Below are 21,587 nucleotides of genomic sequence, written 5' to 3' on the forward strand. Positions count from 1 at the left end.
AGCAAAATTGCATAGGAGCTCTCCAGAAATTTTGCTCCGTCTTCCACATCAGGATTCTTTAGATAGAATATTCCTCTTTATTTAAATATAATGGAGGTTATAAGCCAACTGGAGGATATCATGTATGTAACCAGAAAAACAATCAACCTATCCATTTTACTTTCCCTGGCACTGTTCTTTTCACTGCTTCCCCTTTGGAAGGCACTCGGCTCTTATCTTAATCCAGTCTTTCTTTTAGTAGTTTGGGGCTGTATAACAGGCGGTTTTTTCTTTCTCATGCTGCTTATACGCGGGGAACATATTCAAGTGCCCCCGAAAGCAGTACTTGGCATGATGGCCATTTATTCCTTCCTGCTCATGGTTCTGCTATTTTCAAGGCCGGCTCAGCAGGAATATAACCGCATCAATCTCATTCCGCTTTCGACTATTAAACTGTTTCTATCCGGCAGGAGTTTGTTTCTTCCAGCCTTTTATAATCTTGCGGCAAATATACTCCTTTTTGTTCCCTTTGGCGTCTATACCCTATGGGCCAAGCCGCTTTCTGTATTTAAAAAATGGAAATTAATCCTGGTTCCCGCAATGATCATTTGCTTTATAGAGAGCGCCCAGCATATAACGGGCCGTGGCAGCCTCGATATAGATGATCTGATTCTGAATTTATCAGGAGTATTCCTTGGGTACCTCCTCTATCCACTGGCAGCAAGAGTGATGGTAAAGGCATGAATATCCCTAATCAAAAAAGGCGGGTATTCATGCCTTTGTTAGTCTTTCTGATAAATTCAATCAATCTGCAGGCCGAATTTTTCTTTTGCCAGCCTCCTGAATTCTGCATCAGTCACATCCAGTTTAACCGTCTCTCTACCCTCGCGTTCTGAAAAAGCTTTTTCTGATAAAACAAGAGACCCGGAAGGAGTCAGACGTGTTATCAGGGGACTTTTATTAAAGGGAGAGGCTGGATCTTCATGTATAACAGCCTGGATATCATTCAGATCCTCCACATTAGTGGTCGTTTCATCCGGATTGAATGCATACCCGGTTTTCCAGTCTCCATCTTTATGCTTTAGCTTCATTTCAAGGATATAGCTTCCATATTCTGTTTCTCTTCTACGGATCCTGAATTCCCCGTTCGCAGAGAAAACAATTTTCCCTTCCATTGGGACTGGCTTAAGCGGAAGATTTCCTCCGAAGCCTGTATCGGCAATAAAGGTTCTTCCTTCATGGCGGATCAGCACCGCAGCATGCGTTTTACCTGTTCCGCTCCATCTTTCACTCTGTTGATCATAGATGATGCCGCGCACCAAGACGGCATCAATGTCATTTTCAACGAGAAAAAGATAAAGAAGCCCGTTCAGTTCATAGCAGAGCCCGCCTTCGTTCCTTACCAGTATCTTGTCAACCAGGCTTTTTTCCGTCAGCTTCCCGTATGTTCCGTCCAGGACGCGCAGGTTCTCGAATGGAATCGACATGGCAGCAGCCTCGAGCAAACGTTCAAGCGTTTCAAAGCTGACTATTTCCTCCTGTGGCCAGCCAATTCTTTTTTTGAATAAAGAATTCAATGTCACTTCACTTCGACCTCCCCATTACTTCCTTTTGTAACCATATCGTTAATAAATTCCATATGATCCGTAAATATGCTGTCCGGCAGTTTGTCCAGCGAAAAGAATCCATTTTCAATAGATTCTTCATTCCGCTCCAGAACTGAACCGGTAAAAGATCTTGATATAAATAGGATCTGCAGCAGTGATACTTGATCTCCATTGGCAAAGGTTTTATTGAACCGTGGACCAGAATAAATCCCGAACAGCTCGAGATTACTTACTTTCAGGCCCGTTTCTTCAAGTACCTCTCTCGTTGCAGCTGTCTGTATGTCTTCATCCAGCTCCATAAATCCACCGGGAAGGCCCCATTGTCCATTATCTGACCTCTTCTGCAGCAGAAGCCTGTTTTTTTCGTCAAATACAAATACCCCTGCAGTCACCATGAGGACTCTTTCATGTCCTACCATTGAACGAAGATGCCTTATATAATCCATCGTACACTCCTTTTTTACTGTTAGAGATTTTACTGTAATGGTAACCCGGATGACCGGCATATTTAAATAATTTTGCCTGAATGACTTTGGAGAAATAAAGAATAGAAACCGATTCTTTTAAGGTTTACCTGACGAAATCTCTGATTTCACTGCAGAACAGGCCGCTTTACTTGCGGGAACTGCAGATTTACATGCAATAGGCCAATCACCGCCTGCCAAATCCATTGGCATCTAAGTGAAAACCGCACAGATTTCAAAATTAAAAAAAGACAGGGAGCTCCCTGTCTTCTTCATAACTGGATATTGAACATCAAGGCCAGATAAGTGGATACAATGAGGCCAAGGCCGAACATAAATGCGATGAGAGGCTTGTCCCTTTTCAAGAAGCTGATCAGCACCAGGGCGGCAAACAGGATGGCCATGGCACCGAGCAGTATACCGCTCAAGCTGAGATCCCATGATACCGTCAGCGGAAAACCGGGTGTATCTCCGGTTACCCGTGTTATCCAGGGCGGCACCGAATTGATTAGAGCCGATTCATGCGGCGGAGACAGAGTACCCAGTATTGCAGTGAAGGAGAAAATGATAAAAATTCCAAGGCCCTCCATCTTCAGCCATGGCAGCGGATTGAAATCTGATACAGCAAGCTTTCTGGCCAAAATGCCGTTCATGAAAGCAAACAGAAGCACCGGTATGATGCTGATGTGCTTCAAGAGGAGAATCTGGCCATAAGGAAGCGCCCATGAATGGAGATACTGCCCTTTATTGATGACAAAGGTCATCAGCAGGAACCCGCTCAGTCCTATAAGAACAAGACTGGCTGCCGCAAAAGGTGTGAACCACCTCAGGAAGCGCTGCCAGCTGCCAGGTTCACTTGAAAACCAGCCGGCAAGGATTACGATTCCCGTCCAGAGGATCACGGCCAAAAAGTGAACCGAATGAAGGGGGAAGCCCCACTTAAAATCCAGTGAAGCCACATGGCTTGCCCAGCCGGCGGCACTCACCAGAATCAGAAGCCAGAACAATTTAAGAAACCGGTTGCCTTCCACATAAATCGTCATCCAAAAAAAGGTGGCTGCAAACCCGATGACAAGCCACGATTTCCCGATGGTAAAAGTCGAAATGACAGTTAACAGAGTTTCCAGAAAACTGCCATCAGAAAAATAAGAGGCAGCCCTCAAACTTGGGGCGAGTGAACAAAGGATAATACCAAGTGTTGATAAAAGCAGAACTGGCTTTGGCACAGAAATTTTGGGCTTATATGCCTGCGGCACAAACAGCAGTGCAGTATGGCCGGCGAGTATTGAAAAAAATAGATAGTTCAATGCTTCCGCGATTGGCACCAGGATACCCATTTATTTTTTCTTCCTGAATACGAACAAAAATCCTGCTATGATGGCGACACCGAGCAGCACCATTACCAGGGTTGCTCCAGTATCTGAGGATGAATCCTCTGTTTTTTCCTTCTCTTTAACTGATTCATCTTTTGCCTTTTCTGGCTGCTCTTTCTCATTATCTTCCTGGGCAGGAGCTTCTGTCTCAGGCACAGCCATCACGAAATCAAATTCCCCTTCAATTGTATGACCGTCTTCCCCGACAATTTTCCATTCCACTCGGTAATTCCCATTTTGAAGCGGATCTTTCAGTGCACCGCTTAACTTTGAACCGTCTGCCTTAACTTCACCCAGTTCAACTTCAGTTTCACCTTTAAACAGTTTCATCGTGCTCAGTTTTTCAATGGGAGTTTCAAAGTTCAGCCGGATCTCCGTCAGTTTATTCTTCACGGTTTCCCCTTTTGCAGGCACAGAGGACTCGAGCCCGGTATGGGCAAATGCTGCGGCCGGGAAGGATAAAATCAGCAAAAGGCCTGCTATGATGAGTTTCTTCATTATGTAACCTCCAAATCAGTTTCAATATTCATATTACCATTTGTCTCTACAGAAAAAGGATGGCCAATGTGAACATTTTCTAAATATATAACCCCAAAAATAAAAAAAGGCTCCTGATACATGCTGGAGAGCCAACTCTGGCCATCAGCACTGTATGCAAAAGAGACCTTGACGCTTACTTACGTTTGTTCCTCGTCTTTATAATGAGGAAATATAAAAATATGAGCAGCATCTCATTGAACGCAACCATGACTGAAGCAGCAGCTGCCGAAAAAGGCCGTAAATGCACAGGCACCCTGAAGGACACCTTTGATCACGAGCAGCAGCGGGCAGTTTAGATTACAAAAATATCCCCCGGTTTTAATATGGACTCTATTATAACAAAACCGGGGACTTCATGCATGATTCCATTTAAGGGAGAGCCGTAAGTATGGCACCAGCCGCTATCAGTATGATTCCTGCACCATTCACAAAGGAAATCCGTTCACCAAGAAAGGCAATGGCAATAACGGCAGCAATGACCACACTGAGTTTATCAATCGGAGCAACCTGGGACACTCTGCCTGTTTTTAAAGCAAGGAAATAAAAGAGCCAGGAACCCGCCCCGGCAACGCCGCTTAATACAATAAAAAGGAAGGCTTTTCTTTCGCTCAGCAGTTCAGGTATTCTGCCTAAGTTTCCTTGGGCCGCCACCACAAAAAGTAAAAATAATGCCATGATTACGGAACGAACAGCAGTTGCGGTGTTCGAGTCTATATTCTGCAGGCCAATTTTCCCGAAAATGGCAACAAAGGCGGCAGAGACCGCTGAAAGAATCGCATAAACCAGCCAGGACATACTATCCCTCCTTCACTTGGGATCCTGGAGACGAAAGAATCATCTTCTATAGTCTGTGAAGATGAGCTGAATTCATACGGTCTAAACAGCGGCTCTGGATTCCTGGATCAGGAAGATAAAATAAACAATGATCGCTATCACGACAGACAGGGCAGCTGTCAGATAAATGCTTGGATAGCCGTACGCATGGCCAATCTGGCCAAAAACCATTGCCCCCATTCCGACGCCGAGGTCAAAAAAGGAAAAAAAGGTCGCTGTGGCCATCCCCTTCCGGTTTGCCGGTGCTTTTTCCATCGCCCAGGCCTGCAGGGCGGGCTGGACGGTGCCGAACCCAAATCCGTATAAAAACGCTGCTGAAAATAAAATCATGGTATTTGGCAGCCACGCAAGGAGCACCATGGCAGCAGCAATCAGCACGGCGCCTGGTATGAATACCGCCTTGTGCCCTTTTCGGTCATAGAGCTTGCCGGCAAAGGTCCTGGTCAGCATCAGGGCAATGGCATATACCAAAAAGTACATCTGAATCCCGGATATCCCCTTATCAGCGGTATATAAGGGAAGGAAAGATGCGATCCCGCCGAAGGTTACGGTGATGAAAAACAGGAGTATAGAAGGCTTCAATGCACTTTTTTCATAAATATCCCATTTAACTGTCACCGACTTTTCCGGTGACTGCTCCATTTTTTTATACCGGATGGTAGATGAGAGTATCAGTGCAGCAAGTCCGAGACCCGCGCAAATCAAAAACAGCCAGCTAAAGGGAAGGCTTGCCGACAGAATCAATCCCAGCGATGGACCGAAAGCCAGTGCGAGATTTCCGGATAACCCGTAATACCCCATGCCTTCCCCCCGTCGTTTAGGCGGGATCACATCAGTTGCAATCGTTCCGGAAGCCGTGGTCGAAAATCCCCAGCCGACTCCCTGAATGATCCTCATCACAAACAGAAGGGCAATGCTTCCCAGAAATCCAAAGGATCCCACTGCCAGGATGATGATAGCGAGACCTGTCAGGTACACATACTTCCTGCCCTTTGTTTCAAGGGCATGCCCGGCATAGGGTCTGATCAGTAAGGCAGAAAAAGTAAAAATCCCCACCACAAAACCGATTAATTGTTCGTTTCCTCCCAGTTCCTCCACAAACAGCGGAATGGTGGGCAATGTCATTTGAAAACTGAGGAAAACAAAGAAATTCGCCAGACAGATTAATATGAAATCCCTGGTCCATATCGGTTCCTTCCCTGGCAGTGCCCGAGAGTTTTCATCGATGTACTTTTCCTTCACTCAATCTACTCCTCTCCCCACTCTCTCAATTCTTTAAATCGAACTAATCGCCCGGCCAGCTTTTATTTCGGGCTGCTAAATATTACTATTGATTTTTTTCTTTCATAAGTCAAATGTTAGGCCCCATGGTGATGGCCGTCCTTTCACAGTATCTGCAGATTCCTTTGATAATATCTAAAGCAAGGCTTCAGGTTTCCGCCATAACCAGAAAAGCGGTATTCCACAAAAAAAGAGAACAGGACATTTCCCGTTCTCCCCGATCTTACTTATTCAAGACACTTTCTTCCAGCATACCGGTTTTATCTCCATACACCCTGATAATGTGATTCTCACCCCAGGCACAGAGCGAATCGAGGATTCCTTTAAGACTCCAGCCGTATTCACTCAATTCATATTCAACCTTCGGCGGGATCTGATTGTAGACAATCCGGTTGATGACTCCGTCATCCTCCAGCTCCCTCAGCTGCTGAGTCAGCATTTTTTGTGTGATTCCGGGCATCAGGCGCTTTAATTCACTTGTGCGTTTTTTCCCGTATGTGAGGTGGCAGAGGATGACACATTTCCACTTTCCCCCGATAACCTCGAGCGTCGCTTCCACCGATATATTGTATTTCTTTTTATTCATTATATCCTCCCCTCTACAGGAACTAAAAAGTTCCTATATCACTTATTGGTACCTATATCACTTAAAAGTGCGTACTTTTCCTAAACTGCTATATGTTTCATAATAACATCTGCGGGCGGAAAAACACTATACTTTACTAAATATCCTTTGCTGCATGTTAACAGTTCATGCAAAAAACAAGAATGGGAGCTTGAATTATTAACTCGTTTTTCGTGAAAACCAAAAGATAGGCAGCATCACATTTACTAATTAGGAGGAATCCGCATGAATCTTACAAAAAAACAAAGCACTCTGGCCCTGCTTGCACTGGCACTCAGTGCCTTTGCCATCGGTACGACTGAATTTATAAGCGTCGGACTGCTGCCCCTGATAGCGGGTGACTTCGATATCCCTGTCACGACAGCCGGCCTCACCGTATCCTTATATGCTCTCGGAGTTACCTTCGGGGCGCCGATCCTGACTTCCCTTACTTCCGGGATATCCCGGAAAACACTGCTTCTGTGGATCATGATTGTATTCATACTCGGAAACATCATGGCTGCAGCAGCTTCAAGCGTTGGGGTACTCCTGGCTGCCAGGATCATTTCAGCTCTGTCTCATGGAGTATTCATGTCCATCGGCTCCACAATTGCAGCAAATCTCGTGCCCGAAAATAAAAGGGCAAGTGCCATCTCGATCATGTTCACAGGACTTACGGTCGCGACCGTGACAGGTGTGCCGATCGGGACCTTTATCGGCCAGCAGCTGGGCTGGCGGGCAGCCTTCATCGGCATCGTCGCAGCTGGACTGCTTGCCTTGATAGCAAACAGCACGTTAATTCCGTCATCACTGCCAAAAGGTTCATCCTCTTCTTTCAGGGATCAAATAAAGCTGATTTCCAATGGCCGCCTCCTGCTGGTCTTTTTGATCACTGCACTCGGCTATGGAGGAACTTTTGTCGTGTTCACCTATCTATCTCCTATCCTGCAGGAGGTCACCGGGTTCAGCTCCGGTTCAGTAGCCGCCATTCTGCTTATATATGGCGCGGCCATTGCAATTGGCAATATGATTGGCGGCAGGCTTGCCAACCATAATCCCGTAGGGGCATTGTTTTACATGTTCATTTTTCAGGCTGTCGTATTATTTGTGCTTGCTTTTACGGCCCCTTTTAAGATCGCCGGCCTGATTACCATCACCCTGATGGGCCTGTTTGCTTTCATGAATGTGCCCGGATTGCAGGTATATGTCGTCATGCTTGCGGAAAGATATGTTCCAAGTGCCGTGGATGTCGCGTCAGCCCTGAACATCGCTGCGTTCAATGCGGGAATCGCCATTGGCTCATATGCAGGCGGATTGATCACGGATTCTGCCGGATTAATTCATACAGCTTGGGCAGGCGGGCTTATGGTTACAGCCGCCGTCCTTCTAACAGGCTGGAGCCGGAAACTTGAGGCTCAGTTTCGAAATAGTAAGGCAGTATAAATCAAAAAAAGCTCACCTTTATTAAAGGTGAGCTTTTGTGTTAATGTCCAGAAGCTTGTATAAGTCCTTGCTGATCCCTCAATTTTTTCAAAAAGCTGCGGCTTGCTGGATTCAGTCAGGTGACAGCGGCTTCCTCGCCGTTTTGTGCAAATTTCAATACCACTTTGTTAACGGCACCTGCGGCAGAATCATCCCAGATACGTACTTCATTAATCTCTTCTTTAAAATCCAGGCTGTTCAGGAAATCCGTAACTGATGCAAAGAACATCCGGCCGGACACTCGATATACTTATTTCAGTTTATCCTTTTCATAAACAGAGGAAACTGAACCCTTCGAAATCTTGGCTGCAAAGAAAACGTCACTCAGGATGATGCCGGAGGGAACACCCTGGATAAGTCATGAATCTCCATGACAGCGGGTACTGTAACAATCATGACGATCTGGAGAACTCCGGCTCCGTACTCGGGAGGCAGTGTGACCATGCTAAGAGCAGCCGCGCCCGGTGGCTGCCGATATCATGCGGTCCTTCCCCCGGCGAAAGCAATCGTGGCCGCGATACAAAAAGAGGCATTTAGCCTGATCATAGGGTCTACTCCTGAGATAAGGGAAAATGCAATGGACTCATGTGAAGGGCTATTAATCTGCTTAACGTGTTAGGCACAAAATAGGAATCCCGATCTGGGATTCCTTGATTATAATTAGTTTTCTCATTGCAGGTAGGAGACGCCCGTCATTTCTTCAGAAACTTCCCAAAGCCTTTTTCCGGTGTTGTCTGAACGGGAAGGATGATTGACGGTTTCAATGACAGGAAACCCCTTTCGGCTGCCCCTGCCGTCTGGACCAATATACTCCCCGCCATTAAGATTTTCATTTTCGGCTGCATAGATGACAGGAAGAGCACCCATTTCCGCTGTCTGCAAAAAAGGTGCTGCCGCCTTTTTCAGCCAGCCAGGGGCATCCTTCCTTCCAATCTTAAAAAGGTTCGTGACAGCGATGCCCGGATGACAGGCTATGCTTTTTGCCTGAATTCCATGCTTTTTAAAGCGTTCATCCAGCTCTAAAGCGAATAGAAGGTTTGCAAGCTTGCTCTGGCCATAAAACTTCATTGCACGATATCCATTTTCTCCGTCCAGGTTGTCAAAATCTATTTCTGCTTTCCTGTGAGCAAGGCTGCTTAACGTAATTACCCTTGATTCGCTTGTTTTTGCAATGTGAGGCAGGAGATGCCCGGTCAGGGCAAAATGCCCTAAATGGTTGGTTCCGAATTGAAGCTCAAAACCATCTCTTGTTTTTTGATAAGGAGGGACCATCACTCCTGCATTATTAATAAGAAGGTCCAAGGTTCCGGCATGCCTGCTGAATGATTCGGCAAAGAATTGTATGCTTTCTAGGTCGGCAAGGTCAAGAACCAGGGACTCGATGCTTGCCTCAGGGTTTTCGCTCTTGATTTCTTTTTCAGCTACCCAGCCTTTATCGGGGTCTCGCACGGCCAAATATACCTGTACACCCCTCTGGCACAGGAACCGGGCCGTTTCAAATCCGATGCCGCTGCTGCCTCCTGTAATGACAGCGTTCTTACCCTTTAGATTCATCTTGAATACCCTCTGCCTTCAAAAAGTATTGACCGAGTCCCATGATCATGGCACCCATCCTTTCATGTTCGGGTACAAACAGCTTGCCGACTCCTTCATCCCTCAGTGCCTCGGCCGTAACTTTTCCTACTGCAGCCGCGGTTACCCTGGCGGTTTGGAAAGCTTTGACCAGCTCCCCGTGAATGTCGCGCTCGCGGGCAAATTCAAACAGGACTCTGACCTGGACAGCAGTCGTAAAACAAAAAGCATCCAGCTCACCAGTCAGGAGTTCTTCCGCAGTTCTCTCCAGCAGCTCTGCATCAGGAAGCACATGCCGATAAGGAAGGATGGAGGAGGTTTCCGCTCCTTTTTCCTGCAGGAAATCCATCAACCTGGGTGCTTTTTCCCCGTGCAGCTGGATGGTTATTTTCTTCCCTGCCAAATCAAAGCCATCCAGTGCGTCCATAAGGCTCCGGGTGGTGCCGTCCTTGTCCGTTACAACAGGTTTGATTCCAATCTTTTTTAAGGCAGAAATCGTTTTATATCCCCTGGCGGCTAGATTGGACTCCTGAAGCCGCTGTAAAAATTTTCCCTTCAGCTCCAGCCCGTCAGAGATCTCAACAAGGGATTCAAGACCGATGCCTGTCGTGAATATAAACCAGTCGCTTCCCGATTGGATCAGTTCCTGAAGCGGAGGCCCAAGCTCATCACCTGCCAGGAAGAGAGTTCCCTGCAGCGGCCGCCTGACAGGCATTCCGCCTTGTTTTTCAATCAGGCTCCCCATTTCCTCAAGTTTTCGGGATCCGCCCAGTCCCACTTTTTTGCCCATCAGTCCTTTTCCCATTTCAGCTCATCCTTTAAAAGTCAGTTTATTAGTATCATAGAGCTAATCCGGTTGTTTCTCAATATTTTTTCCTCAGCAAAAAGAGGCTGCCCCAGGGACAGCCTCTTTGATCACATATTATATTTGTTCCAGGATATTCTCTGGATTCTCTTTTTTGTCATAGGAAAGCACTTCTTCGACAGACTCATAGGATTTACCATAAAGCGCCTTGTCTTTGTATGTGTGGATGAGCTGGTAGGTGGTCTTCATAGCCTCAAAGATATCCTCTTCAGTTTCCTGTCCCGGTGCCCAGTAAAGGATTTCCATCTCATTGATTTCACTCGTAGCCAGTGACTTTCTTCGATAGCCGATTTTTTCAGCATGCTCAAAGCCTTCCCGTTTGTAGAAACGGAGCCTTCCTGCTGTGTCAGAGTCCTCATAATTCACAGGCTCGACTTCAAGGAGGATGGGTTTGCCCTTCTCCTTCAGTTTATCGAGCAATTTGTGCCCGAGTCCCTGTCCGCGGGAATTCTTTGATACAAATAAATAATCAATGAACACAAATTTATCAAGTTCCACGTACATCAGAACATGATCCTTGCCTTCATCTTTATGGTAGATGTCCCCTTTGTCATCCAGCAGGGCTTCTATATGTTCTCTTGATTTCATTTCCTCTATAGGGAAATATTGATTCAACTTCTCATACCAATGCATATCTCGACTCCTTCTTACGTTATACCGTTGTTTTATATCCTCTTTTGAAATAATTAAACATGTAAAACATTTACTATTCTATAAACAGGCATGCAAAAAAACTGTCCCGTATGAATGAAAATATCTGGCACGGGACAGCCTCATCTTACTCTTCTTCCATTACTTCTTCAAATGCAGCCGAAACTTTTGCAAACTCCTCGTCCGATTCGATCGCTGTGAAATCTCCTTCATCATCCACCTTCAGGAAGAATACATCGATATCCCCTTCACCCTCACGCTCGATATCTTCTGAAAAGCTTACCGCTGCGTAATCTGCACCGTCTATGGCCAGGGTGCCAAGCACCTCCACTTCCTGGCCCTCACCATCCGAAGTTTCAATGACAAATTTTTCACCAGCTTCAATTTTTTCCATCTTTATACCTCCCGTCTATTTGACTTTCTTTACTTTTCCACAATTAATCATCCTTAATGCCCCGCAGGGAAAATAAAATCCTATTTTTCACCAGTCAGGGTTATGGCTTTACATTTACGTATTTGTTATTTAGTATGAAAGATATAACTATTAATAATGTTCGTTTAGGAGGAGCCTGTCACTGGGGCTCCTTTCTGTCTTTTTTTAGATCAGGGGGCCTAATAGGCCCCTTTTTCTATGGGCTTTGCAGCCGAATGATTGTACGGCATACGGAGAAAACTATTCATCATGGCATCAGTTGATGTGCGTAATTATTTTTACATACTCCCTTGGCTCAAAGAAGAGGCTAATTGCTTCTATTATACTTACGATTCTGTGAGGAGATTGAAATGCCGCTGTTCTGGTCGTGATCCATTTTCCGGGTCAGTCCGGTCTCCAATATCCAGCATGCTGCTGTCAACAGCAAAAAGACCAGAATGCAGATTGTCGACTTTGCAGCCATATACATCACCGCCTAAACCCAGTATGAAACAGGAAAAGATTAAATATTCACAGGCGGTCCATCTAAATGCGAATCGTTATTAATATGCTTGTTTTTCTGGAGGAGGTTATCACATTGTCTATTCTTCATCTGGCGGTACTCACGCCTCTTATGCTGGCTGTATTTACTCCTTTTCTATGGAAAAAGGTGCCGAAAACCCATACCGGCTGGTTTGTGCTTCCAATCCCGGTCATATTATTCTGCTATTTTTTGAGCCTGACGCCAGCCGGACCAGCAAATGGGAATTCGATCTTTTCGATTCCCTGGATCCCTTCTCTCGGTGTTGACTTTTCAGTCCGGGCAGACGGACTCGGCCTGCTGTTTTCCCTGTTGATTACAGGGATTGGCACGCTTGTTGTGCTCTACTCCATCTATTACCTGGATAAATTCAAAGAAAAATTAGGCACTTTTTATCTTTATCTCCTGATTTTCATGTCAGCGATGCTGGGAATTGTCTTGTCTGACAACCTCATTGTGCTCTATACATTCTGGGAGCTAACAAGCTTCTCTTCTTTTCTATTGATAGGATACTGGAACACTAGGGAAAGAAGCCGATATGGAGCACAGAAATCCATGATCATCACCGTGTTCGGCGGCCTTGCCATCCTTGGCGGCATCCTTCTTCTTTATGTTATGACAGGGACTTTCAGTATAATTGAAATCACTGGCATGGCAGGCACTGTCAAGAAACACCCTCTGTTTGTCACGGCATTATTATGCTTCCTGTTAGGGGCCTTCACGAAATCAGCCCAGTTTCCCTTTCATATCTGGCTGCCGGACGCCATGGAAGCACCGACACCGGTCAGTGCCTATCTGCATTCTGCTACAATGGTTAAAGCAGGAATTTACCTGATTGCGCGCATGACATCGGTTTTCGCAGAGTCCGGAATATGGATGTGGCTGGTTGCAGGTACTGGAATGGCCACCCTCTTATGGGGTTCATTTTTTGCAGTGAAACAGACTGACTTAAAAGGGATCCTGGCTTATTCCACCATCAGCCAGCTTGGCTTAATCATGAGCCTTCTCGGTGTAGGGGCCGCAGCTCTGAATGAGCCGTATATCGGGGAAAGCTATTATATGGCAGCCTTGACTGGAGCGGTTTTCCATTTGATCAACCATGCCACATTTAAAGGCAGCCTTTTTATGGCTGCCGGCATCATTGACCATGAGACAGGAACAAGGGATATCAGGAAACTCGGCGGACTGCTCAATTTGATGCCGATCACGTTTACCATTTCGCTTGTGGGGAGCTTTTCCATGGCCGGTCTTCCGCCCTTTAATGGATTTCTGAGCAAGGAAATGTTTTTTACGGGAATGCTGAGAGCCCCAGAGCTATCGATATTCAGCTTTGAAAAATGGGGCATATTGCTGCCGGTATTTGCCTGGATCGCGAGTGTCTTCACCTTTGTCTACAGCATGAGGCTCCTCTTCAAGACTTTCACCGGGAAGATGCAGGAGGACGAACTGCCTAAGAAGCCGCATGAAGCCCCGCTGGGATTGCTCCTTCCGCCAGCAGTGCTTGCTTCCATGGCGCTGATTCTGGGATTGTTTCCGAATATCCTGTCCCAGACTATCATTGCACCTGCACTCCATTCCATTATGCCTGAAGCGTCCGGCAGAGGGGAAACATTTGCGGTCCATATCTCTTTCTGGCATGGCTTTAAGCCGGAGCTCTTCATGACAATAGGTGTCGTCATTATCGGGACGATCCTGGTCATTACACTAAGAAGGTGGGAGAAAATATATTCCGCTTTGGGCGGAAAACTCTCAAGATTGTATGACAGCGGGCTTGCCCGGACTGAAGCAGGGGCTCACCGCCTGACAGGCAGATTTATAGATGGATCGACCAGATCGTATCTTGTGTATATCTTTTCATTTATCATCCTGACTCTTGCGCTCGCCTTTTATTTCAAGGAAGCCTGGTTATTGGATACGGAGTTCTTTGCGCCAGTCCGGATGTATGAGGTCATCCTGGTATTCATTATAGCCATTACATCACTGACCATCCTTTTCGTCCGGTCCAGGCTGACTTCGATCATCCTGCTTGGGGCGGTAGGCTATACGGTGGCACTATTTTTTGTCCTGTTCCGGGCACCGGACCTCGCCCTTACCCAGCTTGTGATCGAGACGGTTTCCGTTTCGCTGTTCCTCCTTTGTTTTTATCATCTGCCGAAATTTAAGCAGACGGAAGAACGCATGCGGTTCAGGCTTAGAAAGGCCATTATCTCCGCAGGAGTCGGGATCATGGTTACCCTGATTGCCATCTCAGCCTACAGCTACCGGCATTTTGAGCCAATTTCCCAATACTATATTGAAAATACGTATAAAAAAGCAGGCGGCGAAAATATGGTTAATGTCATTTTGGTGGATTTCCGGGGATTTGATACTCTGTTTGAAATCTGTGTGCTGGGAATTGCGTCACTGGGCATCTTCGCCATGATTAAATTAAGGCTGGCAAAAGGAAGTGAAAAAGGATGAAAACCAATGACCTGATTCTTCAGACCGTCACAAAAATCATCCTGTTTTTGATCGTCCTGTTTTCAATTCATTTGTTTTTCGAGGGACACTATCGTCCAGGCGGCGGATTTGTCGGGGGACTGATGACATCAGGGGCGATTGTGCTGCTGCTCCTGGCATTTGATATTAAGACAGTGGCCTCCATCCTGCCGGTGGACTATAAAAAAATGACCGCCGCCGGCCTGCTTCTTTCTACAGCAACCGGCGCGGGTGGACTCTTTTTCAACAAGCCGTTCCTGACACACGCTTATACCTATGTCCATCTGCCGATCATGGGGAAAACGTCCCTGCATACCGCGCTCTTCTTCGATACAGGAGTTTACCTGGTTGTGATCGGCGTCACGCTGACCATCATCCAGACGATAGGAGTGAGTGAATAATGGAACTGATCATGGCCATCACCATCGGAATTCTGTTCATGACGGCTACTTATCTAATGCTGTCAAGGAGTCTGCTGAGGATCATCATCGGCACCGGACTGTTAAGCCATGGTGCTCATCTGCTGATAATCACCATGGGAGGGCTGAAGCAGGGCGCCCCTCCCCTCCTCGGGGAAAAAGCTGCCGCCTATGCCGATCCGCTGCCGCAGGCACTAATACTTACTGCCATCGTCATCAGCTTTGGGGTTACGTCCTTTTTTCTGGTACTGGCTTATCGTGCCTATCAGGAGCTTGGGACCGATGATCTGGATTCCCTGAAAGGAAATGATTCATGACTAATCTAGTTATACTGCCCATATTAATACCCTTATTCATAAGCATCATCCTGATCTTCTTCCCGAAGAATATCCCATGGCAGCGGGGGGTCTCCCTGGCCGGGTCTATCATGACGATGATAGCTGCCATACTCCTTACATACCAGGTATACAGTAACGGGATACAGACGATGGACTTAAGCGGATGGGAGGCGCCATTCGGGATCACTCTTGTTTCCGATATGCTTTCCGCAATCCTTGTCCTCACAACCAGCATCATCGGCCTGGCCTGCCTTGTGTATTCCTTTAGCACGATAGGTGAAGCAAGGGAAAAATTTTATTATTACCCGATCTTCAGCTTTCTGATCGTCGGGGTGAATGGAGCGTTTTCAACCGGTGATATTTTTAACCTTTTTGTCTTCTTTGAAGTGATGCTGATGAGTTCCTATGTTCTTTTGGTACTCGGAGGAAGCAGGATCCAGCTGCGGGAATCCATTAAATATATCCTTGTGAATATTATTTCTTCGGCACTTTTCGTCATCGCCGTGGCTTATCTTTATTCAGTGGTGGGTACGCTGAATATGGCCCATATTTCCGAGAGGATTTCTGAAATCGGACAGCCTGGCATCCTGACTGTGATAGGCGTTCTGTTCCTGATTGTCTTTGGGCTGAAGGGCGGGATATTTCCGCTGTATGTTTGGATGCCGGGATCCTATTCTGCCCCTCCATCTGCCGTGCTTGCCTTGTTCGGAGCGCTTCTGACAAAGGTGGGAGTCTATTCCATACTCCGTACTTACAGTCTTTTCTTTTCCCATGATGGGGGATTCACCAGCAGCCTTCTTCAGGTACTCGCTTTGCTGACACTGGCAGGCGGGGCAATTGGCGCCTTTGGCTATTCAGACCTTAAGAAAATCATCATTTACAACATTATTGCAGCAGTCGGACTGATCCTTTTCGGAGTCTCCATCGGTACAGGGGCTGGCTATGAAGGTGCCCTTTTTTATCTGGTGCATGATATGATCATCAAAGCCGCCCTCTTCCTGCAGATTGGGTTGATGATCAAAATAACCGGCACGAGCGATCTGGGAAAAATCCGGGGACTGATCCACAAATACCCTTTTCTTGGCTGGAGCTTTTTCATCGCGGCGCTTGCGCTTGCCGGCATTCCTCCGCTGAGCGGTTTTCCAGGCAAGGCCATGATTGTCGGGGCAGGTTTTGCGGAGGGTCATTATATAGGTTCGGCCCTTGTGCTGTTTACAAGCCTTCTCGTCCTGTATTCTGTGATGAAAATCTTCATACGCGGTTTTTGGGGCGAGGAAAAAGACTATTCCGGCAGCAAGCCGCCTGTATGGCTATATACTGCCCCTGCCCTGCTGACGGCACTGGCTGTCCTTTATGGAGTCGGAGCCGAACCTGTTTATCAGCTGATTTCAAAGGCAGCAGGTCCGCTTGCAGATCCTTCGGTATATATCAATGCTGTTTTGAAAGGAGAATAGAGCAGTGGCATTTCAAATATTAATAAACTTTTTCATGGCCCTGATCTGGATGTTCCTCCAAAGCTCCTATACTGCTGCCACATTTCTTGCAGGCTATTTAATCGGCATCCTGATTCTTTTCGCCTATCGGAGGTTTTTCAGCAGCAGGTTTTATCTTCACAGGGTAGATGCGGTCATCTACTTAATTTTTATATTTGCCAGGGAATTATATCTGTCCAATCTATCTGTCCTCAGAGTCATCCTGAAGCCAAAGCTCGATATCAAGCCCGGCATATTTGCTTATCCAACTGGACTAACCCAAGACTGGGAAATAACGATGCTGGCCAATTTAATTACGCTGACGCCGGGAACGCTGGTTATAGATATCTCACGTGACAACAAAATTCTGTATGTGCATGCCATGAATATAGATGAAACAGAAGAATCCATCCGGAGCATCCGGAATACCTTTGAACGTGCCATCATGGAGGTGAGCAGATAATGTTTGAAATCATCATCAGGCTGTCACTCTTTGGCCTATCACTTGCCATGCTTGGTCTGATTTACCGGGTCATTAAAGGGCCGACAACTCCTGACAGAGTGGTTGCCCTGGATGCGATGGGCATAAACCTGATCAGCATCGTTGCCCTGGTATCGATCCTGTTGAAAACCAGTGCGTACCTGAATATCATCCTCCTGCTCGGAATCCTAGCCTTCATCGGGACCGTCGCTTTTTCTAAATATCTCGAAAAGGGGGTCATCATCGAGCATGAACGCGATCTTTAATTTTCTATCCGGTCTGTTTATCATTTTCGGGGCTTTACTAAGCCTGGTCACGGCCTTCGGGCTTCTCCGGCTGCCGGATGTATACACCCGCAGCCATGCTGCTTCCAAAAGTGCCACGATGGGCGTCATGCTCGTATTGGTCGGGACCTTCATCTACTTTTTTAAAGAGGAAGGAACCGCCGATGCCCGGCTTCTTCTAGGCATCATCTTTATCTTCCTCACCTCACCAGTCGCCGGCCACCTTATCAGCCGGGCTGCCTATAACAATGGCGTCAAACTTTGGGGCAGCAGTGTGCAGGATGATCTGAAGCGGGACCGGGAAAAGGTGAAGAACGGACAATAGACATACTAAAGCCGCCATGCTGGGATAGCGGCTTTTGATTTGGGAAATTATTGTTTACATAATATTATTATGATAAAAAAATTCACACTACATATTCATATCCGTGAGTTATCTGCTGCATTTTGGTTTTAAAGATTTACGGCCACTTTTCTCCTGATTCTGCCTCACTTTGGTCATAAAACCTTCTTTACCACCACTTACCCTCCGATTTCCTTACGGGATTACTTTTGGGGTGCAAAATTTAAAAATAATACGGTAATTTCCAGTTTCTATCGCAAGATAGTAATTAACAAAACAATTGACATTAAAAATAGGCTGGGAGATGTTTCTCCAAGCCTATTTCATTTGATATGGATAGTCGTTTATTTATCTTGAATATCCATAACCAATATATCGAATAATTTGTCGTCGGTATAAACCAGGAATGCCCATTTCCCTGGTTCTGGAACTTTTACATTAGAAAGCATATGTGCATCAGCTCCGTTGACAGCCCCCATTGCTTTAACTTTTCCAGTCCAATACCAATTATCTGTATCTCTATCAAATAATATTTGATGTACTGTTTTTGTTTCTTTGTTGAAGCCAACAATGCTTAGTTCAGCTTTTTCAACTCCCCAAAGATGCCACATCCATTTTTGAACTTCATTAGTTTTTGCTTCTGGTCCTATTATTCCCAATTTATTTTTGTTACCGGCCATATCATTTCTTTCACCTGTGTTATATTCGATGGACGTCCTAGTCCAATCTATCCTTTCAAAGTCCTCCTCCGTTACAGAACTCGGTATATCTTTGGGTAAATTGATATTAGCTGTATTTTGTGTTTTTTGAACCTTGGATGATTCACAGCCATTTATAACGAATAAACCAATCAAAAGTGCTATGAAAATCGTTTTTATTTTCAAAATACACCCCCTTTTTTTAAAAAGTTTAGAAGCAGCGGTAATGTGTTCCTAATATGCCTCTGGAAACTTTTTTTCACGGTCCACTTTCATCATTAAGGTCTTAAACGGTTTTTTATGATTCTACGACCTCCCGCTCCCCATCGCATTATTCCCCGGTATTCCCGGCCAGCTTTTATAAAACTGTTTTATGTAATTCTTTATAAAGTGGGCTCAATTCGCTCCATACATCGAATTTATTTCCGTCGGGGTCAAAGAAAACAAAGTTCTTGCCGGCATGACCCCTGTCTTCAATTTCACCGATACGAATTTTTTTGTCCTTGAAGCTGCTGTGAATAGTTTGCAAGTCATCTAGCCCATCCACTTCAAAGGTTAAGGAAAAGCGCTCTTCACCCTGTCTGTCGTAAAAATTTGAGCTTTGGCCTTCTTGTGATTCAACCAGGAATATGCTGTGGCCGGCAAAGTTAAGTATTGCCTTATCTTCATCCTTGTAACTCAGTTCAGCGCCCAGTTGTTCCACATACCAGCTGCTGGATTGTTCTACATCTGATACTGGAATATAAATAGTCCCGATTCTTATCAATCTTCCGCTCATTCTTTACTCCTCCTAAATGTTTAAATATTCAGACACAACCATTTTATCAAAATCTTTTAACGCTGAGAATGGCAGCACTTTGGTATCCATACATGTTTCTTTATATAAAGGAAATATTAATTCAATAATCCATTTGATCGGAGGAGCTTATGAAATCTATAATACTTTCCTGTCTTGCTGCAGTGGTACTGACCGCCGGGACAGCACCCTTGCAAATCAATGCGGCCAAAGCGCTGAAAACCGAAAAACCGCACTATAAAACCCGGGCTGAAATTCCCTCCCATTACCGCTGGAAGATTGAGCACATTTATCCGGATCAGAAATCATGGGAAAAGGATCTTGCCAGGGCTGTCACTTTGTCGCACCGATTTCAAAAAAACTATGAAGGCAGGCTATCTCAATCACCAAGAGTCATGAAGGATGCTATCCAGGATTATTCGGTACTTTCCCGAATTACAGAAAAGGTGTATGTGTATGCTAAACTGCAGCTGGATGCAGATCCAGGGAAGCCGCAGCTGCAAACAGCCGTTTCAAAGGCTGAGGATATGTACCAGGCAGTTTCCAGTCATCTTTCCTGGTTTACTCCTGAAGCTGTCAGGCTTTCGAAAAGGAAGATGGAAACATACGCGGCAAGCAAAGAACTGAGCCCCTATAAATCTTTTCTCAGAAATATCTTTAAAGATAAGGACCATACCCTCTCAGGCAGTCAGGAACTGCTTCTATCCAGGCTGTCGCCTCTTGGCGGAACAGCGCCCTCTGTTTATGGGACACTGGAGAAGGATGTGTCATTTGGCTATATCAAAACGGATGGACGGAAGGTTAAGCTGACCCGGTCAAATTACTCCGGCTTTATGGAAAGCGACAACAGAAAGGAACGGAGCCTTGCTTATCACAAGTTATATGGCACACTTGAAAGATTTCAGGATACGTATGCCAATATTCTAAGCGCTAAGGTGAAGGCAAGTACTATAAACGCGGAAATCAGGCATTATCCATCAGCCCGGGACGCCAGCCTTGCGTCAGACAGCATACCGCCAGAAGTTTATGATAATCTGATAGCTGTTGTCCATAAGGGGCTTCCGGACCTGCACAGGTTCATGGAACTGAAAAAAGAACTGCTTGGGGTCAGGGAACTGCATATGTACGATGTGAATGCCCCGCTGCTTAAGGAGAGTACAGGATACATCCCCTATGAAAAAGCCGTGAAGATGGTAACCGAAGGCTTGAAGACAATGGGACCGGATTATACAAACATGCTCAAACAGGCATTCAGGGAAGGCTGGATCGATGTGTATCCGACTGAAGATAAACGATCAGGAGCTTATCAGTGGGGAGCTTATGATACCCATCCATATGTGCTGTTGAATTATCAGGGTACCAAAAATGACGTTTCGACGATTGCTCACGAACTCGGCCATGCCATGCATTCGGTCATGTCGAATAAAGCCCAGAATTACCTGGATGCAGGCTACGCAACGTTCACTGCTGAAACTGCCTCCACACTGAATGAAAACCTCTTATGGGACAGTGAATACAAAAAAGCAAAATCGAAAGAAAAGAAGATGCAGCTGTTATACCAGAGACTCGAAGATTTCCGTACGACCCTTTTCAGGCAGACACAGTTCGCCGAGTTTGAAAAGGAAATACACAAAATGGATGCAGCAGGAACTCCCCTTACTGCTGAAAACCTGAAGAACCTTTACAGCAGGCTCAATCAGAAGTATTATGGACCGGCAGTTAAGCGGGATGAAGAAATCGGTCTGGAGTGGGCAAGGATTCCCCATTTATACAACCATAATTTTTATGTGTATCAATATGCAACCAGCTTCGCTGCCTCAACAGCACTGACTGCACAGATCAAAAGAGAAGGAAAGCCGGCTGTGGACAGGATAAAAAGAGAACTGCTCATGAAGGGCGGCTCAAAAGATCCCATTTCTATCCTGAGGAATACTGGAGTGGATATGTCGGATGAGAAGCCGATTGAGGAATGTCTCAAGGTATTTAAAGATACACTGGACGAGCTTGAGGACCTGGCGGCTGATAAGAAAAAATGAACAAAAGGAAACCCGGATTCCACTTCAGAATCCGGGT

25 protein-coding genes are annotated in these 21,587 nt (G+C 45.9%); 10 read left to right on the top strand and 15 right to left on the bottom strand.

The features are described from left to right. Positions 1 to 120: 120 nt before the first annotated feature. Entirely contained in the window at positions 121 to 723 is a 603-nt protein-coding gene (locus tag V1501_RS11010; RefSeq protein ID WP_409288072.1) for a VanZ family protein, read from the top strand. Positions 724 to 779: 56 nt separating this feature from the next. Here the strand turns inward: V1501_RS11010 and V1501_RS11015 are convergent, their stop codons facing one another. From V1501_RS11015 to V1501_RS11045, 7 genes are all read right to left on the bottom strand, one after another. Continuing rightward, positions 780 to 1,562, bottom strand: a complete 783-nt coding sequence (locus V1501_RS11015; protein WP_409288074.1) for an arylamine N-acetyltransferase family protein — start codon at positions 1,560 to 1,562, stop codon at positions 780 to 782. Further along, the gene (locus tag V1501_RS11020; protein ID WP_409288076.1) at positions 1,559 to 2,032 is read right to left on the bottom strand and encodes an NUDIX hydrolase; all 474 of its coding nucleotides are present in this window, start codon (positions 2,030 to 2,032) and stop codon (positions 1,559 to 1,561) included. The genes V1501_RS11015 and V1501_RS11020 overlap by 4 nt, the downstream gene beginning before the upstream one ends. Before the next feature lie 290 nt (positions 2,033 to 2,322). Continuing rightward, the gene (locus tag V1501_RS11025) at positions 2,323 to 3,387 is read right to left on the bottom strand and encodes a copper resistance D family protein (protein WP_409288078.1); all 1,065 of its coding nucleotides are present in this window, start codon (positions 3,385 to 3,387) and stop codon (positions 2,323 to 2,325) included. After that, entirely contained in the window at positions 3,388 to 3,921 is a 534-nt protein-coding gene (locus V1501_RS11030; protein WP_409288080.1) for a copper resistance protein CopC, read from the bottom strand. It lies immediately after the preceding gene. Between the two features lie 411 nt (positions 3,922 to 4,332). After that, positions 4,333 to 4,758, bottom strand: coding sequence for an EamA family transporter (locus V1501_RS11035; RefSeq protein ID WP_409288082.1), 426 nt, complete (start codon positions 4,756 to 4,758; stop codon positions 4,333 to 4,335). An 81-nt stretch (positions 4,759 to 4,839) separates the two neighbouring features. After that, positions 4,840 to 6,039 carry an MFS transporter gene (locus V1501_RS11040; RefSeq protein ID WP_409288084.1) on the bottom strand — a complete coding sequence of 400 codons (1,200 nt, stop codon included), beginning with the start codon at positions 6,037 to 6,039 and terminating at the stop codon, positions 4,840 to 4,842. A 262-nt stretch (positions 6,040 to 6,301) separates the two neighbouring features. Beyond that, a complete protein-coding gene (locus tag V1501_RS11045; RefSeq protein WP_409288085.1) occupies positions 6,302 to 6,664 on the bottom strand; it encodes a winged helix-turn-helix transcriptional regulator in 363 nt (120 codons plus the stop codon). Between the two features lie 264 nt (positions 6,665 to 6,928). Between V1501_RS11045 and V1501_RS11050 the strand changes: the two genes are divergently transcribed. After that, positions 6,929 to 8,125: an MFS transporter gene (locus V1501_RS11050; protein ID WP_409288087.1), complete on the top strand. Its 1,197-nt coding sequence runs from the start codon at positions 6,929 to 6,931 to the stop codon at positions 8,123 to 8,125. Positions 8,126 to 8,240: 115 nt separating this feature from the next. On the opposite strand, the gene V1501_RS11055 is transcribed toward V1501_RS11050, so the two are convergent. The 6 genes from V1501_RS11055 to V1501_RS11080 all read right to left on the bottom strand — a co-directional run bounded on the left by V1501_RS11055 (position 8,241) and on the right by V1501_RS11080 (position 12,148). Next, complete coding sequence (locus V1501_RS11055) at positions 8,241 to 8,393, bottom strand: hypothetical protein (RefSeq protein ID WP_409288088.1); 153 nt, start codon at positions 8,391 to 8,393, stop codon at positions 8,241 to 8,243. A gap of 440 nt (positions 8,394 to 8,833) precedes the next feature. After that, positions 8,834 to 9,718: an oxidoreductase gene (locus tag V1501_RS11060; protein ID WP_409288090.1), complete on the bottom strand. Its 885-nt coding sequence runs from the start codon at positions 9,716 to 9,718 to the stop codon at positions 8,834 to 8,836. Further along, entirely contained in the window at positions 9,702 to 10,541 is an 840-nt protein-coding gene (locus V1501_RS11065; RefSeq protein WP_409288092.1) for a uroporphyrinogen-III synthase, read from the bottom strand. The genes V1501_RS11060 and V1501_RS11065 overlap by 17 nt, the downstream gene beginning before the upstream one ends. Before the next feature lie 117 nt (positions 10,542 to 10,658). Beyond that, the gene (locus tag V1501_RS11070) at positions 10,659 to 11,234 is read right to left on the bottom strand and encodes a GNAT family N-acetyltransferase (RefSeq protein ID WP_409288094.1); all 576 of its coding nucleotides are present in this window, start codon (positions 11,232 to 11,234) and stop codon (positions 10,659 to 10,661) included. Positions 11,235 to 11,379: 145 nt separating this feature from the next. Then, positions 11,380 to 11,646 (bottom strand): DUF1292 domain-containing protein, encoded by a 267-nt coding sequence (locus V1501_RS11075; protein WP_409288095.1) that lies wholly within the window; start codon positions 11,644 to 11,646, stop codon positions 11,380 to 11,382. Between the two features lie 346 nt (positions 11,647 to 11,992). After that, positions 11,993 to 12,148, bottom strand: a complete 156-nt coding sequence (locus tag V1501_RS11080; protein WP_409288097.1) for a hypothetical protein — start codon at positions 12,146 to 12,148, stop codon at positions 11,993 to 11,995. A gap of 114 nt (positions 12,149 to 12,262) precedes the next feature. Here V1501_RS11080 and V1501_RS11085 point away from each other — a divergent pair, with 114 nt between their 5' ends. Genes V1501_RS11085 through mnhG form a run of 7 tightly spaced genes read left to right on the top strand, consistent with a single transcriptional unit; the run spans position 12,263 to position 18,002 of the window. Further along, positions 12,263 to 14,665 carry a Na+/H+ antiporter subunit A gene (locus tag V1501_RS11085; RefSeq protein ID WP_409288099.1) on the top strand — a complete coding sequence of 801 codons (2,403 nt, stop codon included), beginning with the start codon at positions 12,263 to 12,265 and terminating at the stop codon, positions 14,663 to 14,665. Next, positions 14,662 to 15,084, top strand: a complete 423-nt coding sequence (locus V1501_RS11090) for a Na(+)/H(+) antiporter subunit B (protein WP_409288100.1) — start codon at positions 14,662 to 14,664, stop codon at positions 15,082 to 15,084. The genes V1501_RS11085 and V1501_RS11090 overlap by 4 nt, the downstream gene beginning before the upstream one ends. After that, a complete protein-coding gene (locus V1501_RS11095; protein WP_409288102.1) occupies positions 15,084 to 15,419 on the top strand; it encodes a Na(+)/H(+) antiporter subunit C in 336 nt (111 codons plus the stop codon). The genes V1501_RS11090 and V1501_RS11095 overlap by 1 nt, the downstream gene beginning before the upstream one ends. After that, a complete protein-coding gene (locus tag V1501_RS11100; protein ID WP_409288103.1) occupies positions 15,416 to 16,894 on the top strand; it encodes a Na+/H+ antiporter subunit D in 1,479 nt (492 codons plus the stop codon). The genes V1501_RS11095 and V1501_RS11100 overlap by 4 nt, the downstream gene beginning before the upstream one ends. A gap of 4 nt (positions 16,895 to 16,898) precedes the next feature. Continuing rightward, positions 16,899 to 17,375, top strand: coding sequence for a Na+/H+ antiporter subunit E (locus V1501_RS11105; RefSeq protein ID WP_409288105.1), 477 nt, complete (start codon positions 16,899 to 16,901; stop codon positions 17,373 to 17,375). Further along, positions 17,375 to 17,659 carry a Na(+)/H(+) antiporter subunit F1 gene (locus V1501_RS11110; protein WP_409288106.1) on the top strand — a complete coding sequence of 95 codons (285 nt, stop codon included), beginning with the start codon at positions 17,375 to 17,377 and terminating at the stop codon, positions 17,657 to 17,659. The genes V1501_RS11105 and V1501_RS11110 overlap by 1 nt, the downstream gene beginning before the upstream one ends. Continuing rightward, positions 17,643 to 18,002 (top strand): monovalent cation/H(+) antiporter subunit G, encoded by a 360-nt coding sequence (gene mnhG / locus V1501_RS11115; protein ID WP_409288108.1) that lies wholly within the window; start codon positions 17,643 to 17,645, stop codon positions 18,000 to 18,002. The genes V1501_RS11110 and mnhG overlap by 17 nt, the downstream gene beginning before the upstream one ends. 362 nt (positions 18,003 to 18,364) lie before the next feature. Here mnhG and V1501_RS11120 read toward each other — a convergent pair whose 3' ends face one another. Beyond that, on the bottom strand, positions 18,365 to 18,904 hold the full coding sequence (locus tag V1501_RS11120) for a DUF4871 domain-containing protein (RefSeq protein WP_409288109.1): 540 nt from the start codon (positions 18,902 to 18,904) through the stop codon (positions 18,365 to 18,367). A 172-nt stretch (positions 18,905 to 19,076) separates the two neighbouring features. Continuing rightward, the gene (locus V1501_RS11125; protein WP_409288111.1) at positions 19,077 to 19,496 is read right to left on the bottom strand and encodes a VOC family protein; all 420 of its coding nucleotides are present in this window, start codon (positions 19,494 to 19,496) and stop codon (positions 19,077 to 19,079) included. Positions 19,497 to 19,645: 149 nt separating this feature from the next. Between V1501_RS11125 and pepF the strand changes: the two genes are divergently transcribed. Continuing rightward, positions 19,646 to 21,550 (top strand): oligoendopeptidase F, encoded by a 1,905-nt coding sequence (gene pepF / locus V1501_RS11130; protein ID WP_409288113.1) that lies wholly within the window; start codon positions 19,646 to 19,648, stop codon positions 21,548 to 21,550. The last annotated feature ends 37 nt before the right edge of the window (positions 21,551 to 21,587 follow it).

The organism is Paraperibacillus esterisolvens (genome assembly GCF_046237625.1).
GTDB lineage: Bacteria > Bacillota > Bacilli > Bacillales > DSM-1321 > Paraperibacillus > Paraperibacillus esterisolvens.

Bases quoted from the DNA above. Each gene is read 5' to 3' on its own strand.
- V1501_RS11010 (WP_409288072.1), top strand. From the start codon at position 121: ATGTATGTAACCAGAAAAACAATCAACCTATCCATTTTACTTTCCCTG.
- V1501_RS11020 (WP_409288076.1), bottom strand. From the start codon at position 2,032: ATGGATTATATAAGGCATCTTCGTTCAATGGTAGGACATGAAAGAGTC.
- V1501_RS11025 (WP_409288078.1), bottom strand. From the start codon at position 3,387: ATGGGTATCCTGGTGCCAATCGCGGAAGCATTGAACTATCTATTTTTT.
- V1501_RS11030 (WP_409288080.1), bottom strand. From the start codon at position 3,921: ATGAAGAAACTCATCATAGCAGGCCTTTTGCTGATTTTATCCTTCCCG.
- V1501_RS11035 (WP_409288082.1), bottom strand. From the start codon at position 4,758: ATGTCCTGGCTGGTTTATGCGATTCTTTCAGCGGTCTCTGCCGCCTTT.
- V1501_RS11045 (WP_409288085.1), bottom strand. From the start codon at position 6,664: ATGAATAAAAAGAAATACAATATATCGGTGGAAGCGACGCTCGAGGTT.
- V1501_RS11050 (WP_409288087.1), top strand. From the start codon at position 6,929: ATGAATCTTACAAAAAAACAAAGCACTCTGGCCCTGCTTGCACTGGCA.
- V1501_RS11055 (WP_409288088.1), bottom strand. From the start codon at position 8,393: ATGTTCTTTGCATCAGTTACGGATTTCCTGAACAGCCTGGATTTTAAA.
- V1501_RS11060 (WP_409288090.1), bottom strand. From the start codon at position 9,718: ATGAATCTAAAGGGTAAGAACGCTGTCATTACAGGAGGCAGCAGCGGC.
- V1501_RS11065 (WP_409288092.1), bottom strand. From the start codon at position 10,541: ATGGGAAAAGGACTGATGGGCAAAAAAGTGGGACTGGGCGGATCCCGA.
- V1501_RS11070 (WP_409288094.1), bottom strand. From the start codon at position 11,234: ATGCATTGGTATGAGAAGTTGAATCAATATTTCCCTATAGAGGAAATG.
- V1501_RS11075 (WP_409288095.1), bottom strand. From the start codon at position 11,646: ATGGAAAAAATTGAAGCTGGTGAAAAATTTGTCATTGAAACTTCGGAT.
- V1501_RS11080 (WP_409288097.1), bottom strand. From the start codon at position 12,148: ATGGCTGCAAAGTCGACAATCTGCATTCTGGTCTTTTTGCTGTTGACA.
- V1501_RS11090 (WP_409288100.1), top strand. From the start codon at position 14,662: ATGAAAACCAATGACCTGATTCTTCAGACCGTCACAAAAATCATCCTG.
- V1501_RS11095 (WP_409288102.1), top strand. From the start codon at position 15,084: ATGGAACTGATCATGGCCATCACCATCGGAATTCTGTTCATGACGGCT.
- V1501_RS11100 (WP_409288103.1), top strand. From the start codon at position 15,416: ATGACTAATCTAGTTATACTGCCCATATTAATACCCTTATTCATAAGC.
- V1501_RS11110 (WP_409288106.1), top strand. From the start codon at position 17,375: ATGTTTGAAATCATCATCAGGCTGTCACTCTTTGGCCTATCACTTGCC.
- mnhG (WP_409288108.1), top strand. From the start codon at position 17,643: ATGAACGCGATCTTTAATTTTCTATCCGGTCTGTTTATCATTTTCGGG.
- V1501_RS11125 (WP_409288111.1), bottom strand. From the start codon at position 19,496: ATGAGCGGAAGATTGATAAGAATCGGGACTATTTATATTCCAGTATCA.
- pepF (WP_409288113.1), top strand. From the start codon at position 19,646: ATGAAATCTATAATACTTTCCTGTCTTGCTGCAGTGGTACTGACCGCC.